General features: G+C 65.9%; 7 protein-coding genes. 1 reads left to right on the top strand and 6 read right to left on the bottom strand.

The window, feature by feature from the left end; genetic code table 11:
* Positions 1-858, bottom strand: an 858-nt coding sequence (locus C8J40_RS18985) for a recombinase family protein (protein WP_243693506.1), incomplete at its 3' end; no start/stop codon positions are given.
* An 11-nt stretch (positions 859-869) separates the two neighbouring features.
* Complete coding sequence (locus C8J40_RS18980; RefSeq protein ID WP_132898345.1) at positions 870-1,484, bottom strand: recombinase family protein; 615 nt, start codon at positions 1,482-1,484, stop codon at positions 870-872.
* 220 nt (positions 1,485-1,704) lie between these two features.
* Between C8J40_RS18980 and C8J40_RS18975 the strand changes: the two genes are divergently transcribed.
* Positions 1,705-2,082 carry a helix-turn-helix transcriptional regulator gene (locus C8J40_RS18975; protein WP_165911515.1) on the top strand — a complete coding sequence of 126 codons (378 nt, stop codon included), beginning with the start codon at positions 1,705-1,707 and terminating at the stop codon, positions 2,080-2,082.
* An 884-nt stretch (positions 2,083-2,966) separates the two neighbouring features.
* Here C8J40_RS18975 and C8J40_RS18970 read toward each other — a convergent pair.
* The 4 genes from C8J40_RS18970 to glf are packed head-to-tail and all read right to left on the bottom strand — an operon-like array spanning position 2,967 to position 10,753.
* On the bottom strand, positions 2,967-5,231 hold the full coding sequence (locus tag C8J40_RS18970) for a glycosyltransferase family 4 protein (RefSeq protein WP_132898343.1): 2,265 nt from the start codon (positions 5,229-5,231) through the stop codon (positions 2,967-2,969).
* Positions 5,228-6,328 carry a zinc-binding alcohol dehydrogenase gene (locus tag C8J40_RS20610; protein ID WP_207901277.1) on the bottom strand — a complete coding sequence of 367 codons (1,101 nt, stop codon included), beginning with the start codon at positions 6,326-6,328 and terminating at the stop codon, positions 5,228-5,230. The genes C8J40_RS18970 and C8J40_RS20610 overlap by 4 nt, the downstream gene beginning before the upstream one ends.
* Complete coding sequence (locus tag C8J40_RS20605) at positions 6,321-8,384, bottom strand: glycosyltransferase (RefSeq protein ID WP_207901275.1); 2,064 nt, start codon at positions 8,382-8,384, stop codon at positions 6,321-6,323. Before C8J40_RS20605 ends, C8J40_RS20610 begins: the two co-directional genes overlap by 8 nt.
* A complete protein-coding gene (gene glf, locus C8J40_RS18960) occupies positions 8,381-10,753 on the bottom strand; it encodes a UDP-galactopyranose mutase (protein ID WP_243693505.1) in 2,373 nt (790 codons plus the stop codon). The genes C8J40_RS20605 and glf overlap by 4 nt, the downstream gene beginning before the upstream one ends.
* Between the last annotated feature and the right edge of the window lie 2 nt (positions 10,754-10,755).

Below are 10,755 nucleotides of genomic sequence, written 5' to 3'. Positions count from 1 at the left end.
TGCCGAAAGCACTGCGGCTGCTTCGGTTCGGATCAAGGCGTCGTCCAGCGACTGACGGAGCGAGGCGACCTTGCTCCGAAACTGCTCGACGAGTACCGGATGCGGCAAGAGGATCGCGGTCGGCTTGCGATCGTGTACGGCGCCTCCGCGCGCCTTCAGTCGCACCTTCTCGGCCTCGCGTTCGGCGATCATCGCGCGCAGCGCCGGGCTGGCGAGGCCAGCCAGCAGGTTCTGGTACAGATTCTCGATCTCGGTGGTGACCTGCTTCAAGCGCTTTTGCGCAGCGTCATGCTGGCCCGTGTCTTGGCGTGTCAGTTGCTGCAGTTCGCGCTCGAACTCCTCTATGAACACGCGCACATGCTCGTCGGCCAGGATATGCTCTTGGAGGACCGCCAGCGTCGCGGTCTCCAGTGGACCTTTGCGTACCGACACGCGGTTTCCGCACGTGCCGCGCTCCTTCTGCCCCGCGCAGCGGTAATAGTCCTTGCCGCTGATCGTGTAATTGGCACCGCAGCAGCTGCAGCGGATGAGGCCCGACAGCAGATGCCGCGCGCGGGTTTGGCCGGCTGGCGAGGCTGCCTGTGGCGCACGCTTGCGGCGCTCGATCTCGGCATGCGCCGCGTCGAACAGCGCGTCGTCAACGACGCGTAGCTCTGGCACCGCCACCTCGACCCATTCCGTACGATCGCGGAGCCGGTAGCGGCGTTCGCGCTTCTCGCTGTCCGGGTTCTTGCGCCATTGCCGGCGGCCCCAAACCAGCCGACCCGCGTAGAGCGGGTTATTGAGGATGCCGACCAGCTTGGTCGGGGCGCCGCGGATCGTCGAGGCGTTCCACTGCCCGCCATCCGGGCCGGGCACGCCTTCCTCGTTCAGGCGTGTGGCAATCTGAATGGAGGAAGCCCCGCGGCAAACCACGCGAAGATACGGCGGACCACTTTAGCCTGCGCTTCATCGATTTCGAGCAGTCCGCGCTGTACTTCGACCTTAGCATCTAGCCGGACCATGCGCTTGTAGCCATAGGCTCGCCCTCCGGCGAACCGCCCCGCGAGTACGGCAGCCTCCATGCCGCGCAACGTCTTGTCGACCAGATGCTTGAGGAAGATCGAGCCGAGCAGGCCGGCGACCGCAAATTTGATCTCGTCGACATGGCCTTCGCTCACTGTATGTAGCTGGACCCTGTGGTAGGCGAGCTTCTTGCCCAGCCAGGCCACGTCCTCGGCATCGCGCGCCAGCCGATCGAGGGCCTCGCACACGATGATGTCGATCTCGCCCGTTTCCACTGCGCGCAGCAACTGCCGGAGCCCGGGACGGTCGCGACGGTACCCCGACAATTCCGGGTCGAGCCACGTCGCTGTCACGGTGCCGCCAAGATAGCCGACCAGCGGCGCGCAGGACGCGACCTGATCGGCGCTCGACGACGCCGACTGCATGGCGGTTGAGTGCCGGCCATAGAGTGCGATGCGGCGGTGCGTGGTCGTGAGCATGGCTTATTGTTTCACAGCTCTTGCCGCACGGGAATCCTGCATGCGCGCATGATGTTCGGCCGCTGCCTGTAGTGCCAGCAGGCGTACAAGCTCGGCTAATGCGTCTTGCGCATCGACAGGTTGTGCCAATATGATCCGGGCGACGGCCATAGCGACGTTTTGGGACGGCCGTCACCGGGCGTGCCCGAAATCTACATACAGTCGTCATCATTGGTCTTTCATGAAGACGGAACGTCCCCTCGCCCGAATGCGACTGCCAAAAGGCTTCAGCCACCTGCGCGCCGACCTGGGGCAGATCCTCAAGGATCATCGTACCGGGGTGCGCGGTGTTGTAGACCCGATAAGCCAGCATAAACTAGCCTGCAGGGTCGGGATAAGCCGGGTAGCCTTGTCGCGGATCGAAAACGGACACACCTGGCCGCAAGGCTCCACGCTTGACCGGATCATGGAGGAACTGGAAATCGATTGGCCGCAGGTGGCGATCGCTGGTGACAGTGGTCGTCCAGCGCTCTTGTTCGACGGTAGCCTTCAAGGCACGAAGATTTATCAGCTTTGTCAGCGCCTGCGCCTCGAGCGCAAGGCTCTCGGCTGTCGTTAGCCGAGCTCTCGCGGCACTCTGGTGTGTCCGCAGCTCAGCTTTCACGAATCGAGCGTGCGCAGGGTGGCAGGTCGGGCGTCCTCACATGGCATCCGGATGATCTCGGCGAAGTACCCGAAGACCGCCGTGTCGTCTTCGGCAATCCCATACTTGCCGATCTCGCCGCTGGCAGATTCGATTGTGGGCCTGACGAAGAAAGCTGAGGCGAGTGAAGGCGTAGGTTTCTAACGGCGCGCGGCTTACATCATCCGGCGTTGCGGAACGTCTGCATTTCTGGTGGATTGCAGCCCGGCCGCCTTCGGAAGGCGATGATCGTAAGCAGACGTTCGTTCAGGCTTTGGGGCATGGGCCCAACAGGCTGCTGTTAGTAGAAAGCCCCGTCCGCTGTTAGACTTTAATCCAGCGTTCAAAGACAAATAGACGTTTGTTTACGCGTCGTTTGGTGCCTTGAACGCTCGTCCCACTGGGTTGCGAAGCGGTCGCTTTGGAGTGGGGTAAGCGAGAGAAGGCTTCCGCTTGCAAGGCAGCCGAAGCCGCTCGAGTAATACTTATTACTAAAAAGGAATTGAAACCTGATTCGAAAGGTGGCGCGCTACTGGAATTACGATCTGCCGTCCTCAGAACATCGCAGGTGTCGATGCGAACCATCTCGACGTTCAAGTTCAAAATCCAGCTTAAGAGAAATTTCGCAAAATATGGGAATTACTTATTAATCTGAGACATGAGCAGTTGTGCTGAGCTACCCCAGCGTCGACTTAAATAATATTGTATATTTGAAATACTTTCGAGAGAGCTGGCGGCAGTCTGCTACACAAGAATCGAGTTTTTGCTGAAAAACCTAAACATGCTGAAGGTTTGCCTTGAAGATACGAGCGTACTTTAGTTCAGGCACTCTCTGGATTTACTAAAAGTGGCCGAGTCCGAATGACGTCTGCGAGTGCGGCATGTGGAATACGGTTGCTTACGATCGGCGAGCAGGCGAGGAGGCCGTTGGGACAGTAGCGGTCGTCGTCCCAGCCGGGGTGGTCGAGGATCGGGTAGAGGCATGTTCCCTCGACCGGCACGCCGAGTGATTGGGCGATCCTCACCTCGCGCAGGATCATGCGAAGCCACGCGGGGCGGGCGCTGCCCTCGATCCCGGTTTCGGCAATGAAGATCGGGCGGCCGTAGCGGGCATAGGCGTCGGCGAGGATCGCGTGGAGGGGGCGGCTGAGGGGGTGGTCGTACGCTAGCGGCGGGCCGCCGTGGATCCACTGGTTGTTGTGGTAGAAATTGACGCCGACGATATCGAGGAGCGCCAGACGACCGCCGATCTGTGGCCAAGCCTTGCCGGCGATCATGTCCCAGGCTTGGTATTGCGCGAGGCGGTGGCCTTCGGCGGCGGGGGCGTCGTTCGGGCGGGCGGGATCGGTGATGACGTTGATGACCGGGTCGGCGTGGACGAACCTCGCCGCGGGGTCGATCGCGAGGATCGCTTCCATCGCGGCGATCGAGGCGCGGGCGAGTTGGACCTTGAGTTCGTAGCCGCGACCCCGTGCGAAGGGGTTGAGATAGGCTGCGTCGCCGCCGCCCCAGGCAAAGAACGAGATCTCGTTGACGGGGGCGTAGAAGCGGGTCTCGCCGGGCGCGGCCGGGCCGATATGGCGCGCGGCGGCGGCGGCGAAGGCCGCAAAGCGCGTGACGAAGGTCGGCGTCCAGATGTCGATGTTGTCGGGCCAGCCGTAATGGAGCAGGTCCCAGATGACTTCGGTGCCGACCGCCTTGGCGGCTTCCAGCTGGCGGTCGAGGCTGGACCAGTCGTAGCGGCCGGGCTCGCGTTCGATCAGATGCCAGCGCAGGCCGTCGCGGACGGTCAGGATGCCGAGCTTGGCGAGTTCGCTATAGTCATGCGCGGCAAGGGTGTCGTGATGGCTGGCGGCGATGACGTCGACGCGCTTGCGGTCGTACGCGCGGCGGTGGGTAGAGGATTCGAAGCCGCCTTGCAGGAAACTGCGGAAGAGGCCGGTCGGGCGGGGGAGGGGTGGCCGGTCGGTCAGGACTTCGGCGAACAGGGCTTCCCAGCGGGGGACGACGGCGGCGACGGCGTACTCGCTGTCGACCTTGGCGCGGAGGGCGGTGCCGAGGCGGGTTCGGAGTGCCGGTTCTTCGATGAGTTTCGTGATCGCGGTAGCCACCGCGGGCGGGTCTTCATGGGGCACGAACAGGCCGCTCACCCCGTCGACGATCTGTTGTTCGGAGCCGTTGTCGCGCGTTGCTATGACGGGGAGGCGTGCGGCGCCGGCTTCGGCTATGACGTGCGGCATGCCTTCGCCGCGCGAGAGCCAGACGAAGATGTCGAGCGCGGCGAGCAGGTCGGGCACGTCGTCGCGGTCGCCGAGGAAGGTCAGCGCGGTGTCGAGGCCAAGGGCATGCGCTCGGTTGCGGAGGGCGGCGGCGTATTCGGGGATGAAGGCGTCCGGTCCGCCGATCACCACGAAGCGCGCGCGGGGGTGGCGGGCATGGACGACTGCGGCGGCTTCGATGAAGTCCTCGACACGTTTCTTCGGGTCGAGCCGGCCTAGCCAGCCGATCAACGGTACGTCTTCGGCGATCCCTAGCGTCGCACGGATGGGGGCGCGGCGCACGGGGTCGAAGGCGCGCGTGTCGACCATCGATGGGATCTCGATCGCGTGGTGTTCGCGGCCGGGCATGCGGCCGGCGGCGGCGTCGCGGATCGAGGCGCAGACGCCGACATAGCGCGCGGTGAGATGCTTGGGGCCGGCGAGCGCTTCGGAGACGAGGCCGCCATGCTCGATCAGCGGCGGGCGGAGGTGCATGCGTTCGAGCGCGGGATAGATGTCGGCGACGTTCTGGCACGAGACGACGACGTCGTACGCAGGCAGCTTGCTCGCGAGGTAGGCGACGGTCTCGTCGAAGCCGAGCGCGTAGGGTGTGCGATCTACGGGCACGCCGATCGCTTCCAACTGCGCGTGCGTCTGCTCGGGCATGCCGTCTTTTCGGAAGCACGCGACGACCTCGATCCGGTAGCGCGTCGGGTCGAGCGCCTGGGCGAGCAAGCGCACCTCCGTTTCCTCGCCGCCGACGACGAGCCAGGCGAAGACGAACAGGATGCGGATCGGGCGGGCGTCGGCAGTGAGTACGGTACTCAATCGCCGACCTTGAAGACGATCTGGAGGAATTCGGGCCGCTCGCCGACCAGCCGGGCGATGAAGGCGGGGGCGTCGTCATAGGGCACGACATGCGTGATGAGCTGCGCTCGGATCTCGGGGCCGCGGGCGAGGAGGAGCTTCACCGTTTCGTTCGCGAGGCGGCGGCGGTCCCACTGGAAGCCTAGCCCGCGCGGGACGCGGTTGATCTGCGCGCAGCGTAAGGAGAGGCCGTTGTGGTGGAATTCCTCGCCGAGCCGGAGCCGGTCGGCGCCGCCCTGGTAGAAAGCGAGGTCGATCACCGTGCCTTGCGGTCTCAGCGCGCGCATCGCGGCGTGGAGGCTGGCGGCATCGGCGCGGGTCTGGAACACGACGTCCGCGCCGCGATCGTCGCCGCCGTGGAGCCAGCGTGCCTTGGCGTAGGCCCAGGCCTGGTCCTCGGTCATCGCGGTGATGCCGAGGCATTCGGCGCGCAGGCGGCGGAAGGGGGACGGGTCGGCGATCACGACCTCACTGGCGCCGGCGGCTTGCGCGAACAGCGCGGTCAACATGCCGACGATGCCTGCACCGATCACCAAAGCGGGGCGGCCGCGGATGCCGTCGCCGAGGTTGACGACGTTGGGTCCCAGCAATTCGACGTCCGCGTGAAGAATGCCGTTGGCGGCGATCGGACCCATCTGGCCGATATAGATGCCGAGGATCGGATCGAGCTCCGGCGGGAGCTTGGTCAGCAGGTCGTTGAACGGGTCCGCGGTGTGGCCGGTCTTGTGGCCGAAAACGGTGCCGACGACGTCGCCGTTGGCGAAATCGTCGACCCGGCTGTCGCTGACGCGCGCGCATTCCATGTAGCCGAGGAACGGCACCGGATAGTGCGCGCTCGGCTCGCCGGGGACGAACACGCCGCGCCCTGCGTCCCAGCGTGAGTGGAGATACGGGTTGCTGTTCTTGACGAAGGTGAGTTCGGTCCCGGCGGAGAACCCGGTGTAGAGCAGGTCGAGCCGGACCTGACCGTCGCCCGGAGGCGCTTCGTCATAGCCGAAGAAATACGCCTGACCGGGACGTTCGACTCCGAGCGAGCGGACGTGGCGCCACTCAGACATGGATCACCTCCCGCTCGCGGACGTCGATCGCGCGGCCTTCGACGGCGGAGCGTTCGATCGCCAGCGCGAGGCGGAGCGTTTCGAGCGCGGCGGGGTAGGGGCATCGGATGCGGTTCTCGCCCCCGCGCACCGCGTCGATAAAGTCGCGATCCTCCAGCACGACCGGGTCGCTGCCGGTGCCGCGGACCGGGCGGCCGCGGCCGATGTCGATCATCACGTCGCGGTCGGTGAGTTCGATCGCGAGGCCTTCGCCGAACAGGTGCAGGCCGACGCGGTGGTTCCAGTTGAGCAGGCAGGTCGACGCGAAGTTGGCGATCGCGCCGCTGGCGAAGGTGAGCATCGCGGTACTGGTGGTTGCTACATCCAGGCCGGGGAAGGCGGCGCGGTCGATATGGCCCGACTGGCCGTATACGCGGACGACGTCGCCGACGAGATAGCGGGCCAGATCGACGAGGTGCGTCGTCTGCTCGAGCATCTGGCCGCCCGATGCGTCCTTCTTCCACCACCAGCGCGGCGGCGGCGTGGAGTCCATCCAATAGCCGGAGAGCAGGCGGGCGGGGGTAGCGGAGAGGAGCGCCTTCACCTCATCCACGGTATCGAGATAGCGCCAATGATAGCCGACCGCGGTGACGAGACCGAGCCGGTCGACCGCGGCTGCGACGTCCTCCGCGGTGCCGAGGTCTAGCGCGACGGGCTTCTCGACGAAGAACGGCAGCTTGTGCTCGATCGCCAGGCGTTCGGGTTCGCCGTGCGCGAACGGGGGCACGCAGATGTAGAGCGCATCGAGTTCGACCGCGGCCAGCATCGCGGACGCATCGTCGAAGGCGCGCGCGCCGTAGCGGGCGGCGGCTTCGGTCGCGCGCGACATGTCGACATCGGCGACCGCGACGATCGCGACGTCGTCGAACTGCTCCAGTACGCCGAAATGGCGATTGGCGATGCCGCCCGCGCCGATGAACCCGATCCGTGTCCGCTCCACGCCGTCTCCCTTTGTGTTGTGGTCTTGCACGGCGGCGTAGACCGCGCGCGTGTCGGCGATCATGCGATCGGCCGAGAACAGGTCTTGCTGGCGTTCGATCGCGGCGCTGGCCATTGTTTTCAGGCTGTCGCGGTCGGCTAGCATCGTGACGATCGCATCGGCGAAGCTGGCCGGGTCCGCGGCGGTCAGGCGACCAGTGACGCCGTCCTCGATCGCTTCGGCATTGCCGGGTGCAACGGTGGCGACGACGGGGAGGCCGGCGGCCATCGCTTCGAGCGCGACCAGCGGCAGGCCCTCGAACGCGGAGGGCAGGACTAGCAGGTCCGCGAGCGTCATCAGGTCGGCGACGTCGTTGCGGGTGCCGAGCATGCGGACGGTGCCGGCCAGTCCCTTTGCCGCAATGGCGCGTGCAGTCTGGGTGAGGAGGGGGCCTTCGCCGGCGAGCAGCACGATCACGTCCCGTTGTGCGGCCCGGATTGCGGGCAACGCGTCGAGCAGGAGCGCGTGGCCCTTTTGCTCGGCGAAGCGCGCGACCATGAGCAGGACGGGGGCATCGGCGACGCCCCATTCGCTGCGGAGGGCTTCGCGGGAGCGCGAGGGTTTGTGCGCGCCGACGCCGTTGTGGATCGTTGCGACCAAATCCGGATCGACGCCGGCTGCGCGATGGCTGTCGCCGACCGCGTCCGAGACGCAGATCAGGCGTGCGAGCGCGGCCGAGGTGTCGCGGTGTTCGTCGCGCTGCGCGGGGTCGGTGAGGAGGTAGGGGAGGTGTTCGGTGCGGATAACCGGAACGCCAGCGGCGTGCGCGGCGCGGACGGCGGCGTGGCCTTCCCAGCCTATGCCGGCGTGGACGTGGACGATGTCGGGCGCGGCGCGGTCTAGCCAGCGAGCGAGGCCTGCATCGTCGTCGAGCGCCTTGACTGCATAACCCTTGGCGGCGGCGTGTTCGAGCAGGCCCGTGCCGGGACGCGCGGCGACGACGATCTCGTCTTCGCCCAATCCTTCGGCGAGCGTCATCATGTGCGCGCCGACGCCGGACGGGGCAAGGCTGTCGGTCAGCAGGCAGATACGGGTCATTCGGCGGCCATCACGGGGGTTTCGAGGACGGCAGATTTCGCGACCATGCGGCGATAGGTGGCGAGCGCCTGGCCGACGACCTGATCCATATTGTAGTAGCGGTACGTCGCGAGGCGGCCGACGAAGGTCACGCCTTCCTCCGCATCGGCAAGTGCCTCGTAGCGTTTGAACAGCGCCTGGTTTTCGGGGCGGGGGATCGGGTAATAGGGGTCACCCTTCGCGCTCGGGAATTCGTAGCTGATGCTGGTCTTCGCGTGGAGCTGGCCGGTCAAATGCTTGTATTCGGTGATGCGCGTCTGCGGCACGGCTTCGTCGGGATAGTTGACGACCGCGACCGGCTGGAATTGCGCGACGTCGTGCGTCTCGTGGCGGAACTGGAGGCTGCGATAGGGGAGCTTGCCGAAGCGGAAGTCGAAATACTCGTCGATCGGGCCGGTGAAGACGATGTGGTCGACGTCGATGCGGTCGATCACGTCGCGATATTCGACGCCGAGATCGAGCGTGATGCCGGGGTGATCGAGCATCGCCTCGAACATCCGGGTGTAGCCGTTTGCGGGCATCGCCTGGAATGTGTCGGTGAAATAGCGGTCGTCGGTCGAGGTGCGGGTGGGAACACGCGCGGTGACGGCGCGGTCGAGCTCGGACGGGTCGAGGCCCCATTGCTTTCGCGTGTAGCCTCGGAAGAACGTCTCGTAGAGATCGCGGCCGACTGCCGCAACGACGACGTCCTCGGAGGTGCGGATGTCCTCGACCGATTCCGCACGGCTGGCGAGGAAGGCGGCGGCTTCCGCGTCGTCCTCGAGCGACAGGCCGTAGAGTGCGTTAAGCGTGGTGCGGTTGATCGGCATCGGCACGAGCTTGTCGTCGACGCTGGCGAGGACGCGGTGTTCGTACGGGCGCCATGCGGTGAAGCGCGACAAATAGTCGAACACGTCGGCGGAGTTGGTGTGGAAGATGTGCGGGCCGTAGCGGTGGACCAGCACGCCCGCCGCGTCGTGCTCGTCATACGCGTTGCCGCCGATGTGCGGGCGGCGGTCGACGACGAGGACGCGCTGACCGCTGTCGCTGGCCAGGCGTTCGGCTAGGACCGCGCCGGCGAACCCTGCGCCGACGATCAGCGTGTCGTAACGTTCGCGTTTCGGGGCGGGAGCGTATTTTTTCCCGTTTAAGACGCGGTCGATCTCGGTTGCCATGGCAGTTTGCGTGCGGTCCCAGGATTGCGTGGCGAGCAGGCGGTCGGCTTCGTCGCGCCATGCGCCTTCGCGGGGAAGCGCGAGGGCTGCCTCGCAGGCGGCGACGAACGCGGGCGCGTCGGCGGCGATCGAGACGGCCGCTGCGTCACCATAGTGGCGGATCACATCGACGATCTGCGTCGAGACGACGGGCAGGCCGCCGGCGAGATATTCGGGTGTCTTGGTCGGGCTGATGAAGCGGGTCGCGGCGTTGATCGCGAACGGCATCAGCGCGACGTCCCAACCGGAGAGATAGGCGGGGAGTTCGTCGTAGCCGCGCCCGCCGAGCCAGTGGATGTTGGCGCGGCGTGGCAGGTGCGCGGGGTCGATCTTCACGACCGGGCCGATAATCACGAACGACCAGTCGGGGCGCTGCGCAGCGACGGCGTCGAGCAATGCGAGGTCGATGCGTTCGTCGATGACGCCGAAGAAGCCGAGTTTCGGGCCGGGGATGTGGCGCTGGTCCTCGGGTTCGGTGTTGCCGGTTCGCGCTTGGGCGAAGTGCCCGACGTCGACAGCCGAGGGGAAGGCGTGGACGTCGCGGTGGCGGCCGCGCTTGGCTTCGTACAGGCTGTAGCCGCCGGTGAAGACGAGGTCGGCGCGCGCGAGCAACTGGGCTTCGCGGTCGAGCAGGGCGGGGTCCGCGAAGCGGAACGCTGACAGTTCGTCCATGCAGTCGTAGACGACCGCGGCGGCGTCCAGATGCTCGGCGAACGGGAGCATCATTGGGGTGTAGAACCAGAGCACCGGCTTGGCGCGAATGCTCGTCGCGACCAGCATGTCGAGCAATTGCCGCAAACCCGCCTCAACCTGCTCCGCGCCCCACCAATGCGGCAGCCGCGGGCGCAACGCGATCACGTTATCGGCGGGGAAGGGGTGGTGTTCGAGGAACGGCAGCGGGTGGTCGCAGGGGATGTGTTCTTCCCAAACGAACACGCTCTGGGCCTGCGCGAACCGCTTCATCAGATGCTGAGGGCGCTGCGTGACGAAATCCCAGCGGAGGTGCGAGAAGCAGATCAGCGGCGGCGGGGCGGCATCGTCGGACTTCGAGGGCGTGAGAATAGGTCCGGTACCGTGCACGCTCTTCCAATCCGCAAATCCGCGGTTATCCGCGTTGTCGATCGAACCTAAGCCCACGC

Source organism: Sphingomonas sp. PP-CC-3A-396, from assembly GCF_004343105.1.
Taxonomy (GTDB): domain Bacteria; phylum Pseudomonadota; class Alphaproteobacteria; order Sphingomonadales; family Sphingomonadaceae; genus Sphingomonas.
The sequence above is the reverse complement of the archived record's forward strand: the minus strand, read 5'-3'. Positions and strand labels throughout refer to the sequence as shown.

What these genes read in the sequence shown, in the direction of transcription:
- C8J40_RS18980 (WP_132898345.1), bottom strand. Translation starts at nt 1,484, where the DNA reads ATGCTCACGACCACGCACCGCCGCATCGCACTCTATGGCCGGCACTCA.
- C8J40_RS18975 (WP_165911515.1), top strand. Translation starts at nt 1,705, where the DNA reads ATGAAGACGGAACGTCCCCTCGCCCGAATGCGACTGCCAAAAGGCTTC.
- C8J40_RS20610 (WP_207901277.1), bottom strand. Translation starts at nt 6,328, where the DNA reads ATGTCTGAGTGGCGCCACGTCCGCTCGCTCGGAGTCGAACGTCCCGGT.
- C8J40_RS20605 (WP_207901275.1), bottom strand. Translation starts at nt 8,384, where the DNA reads ATGACCCGTATCTGCCTGCTGACCGACAGCCTTGCCCCGTCCGGCGTC.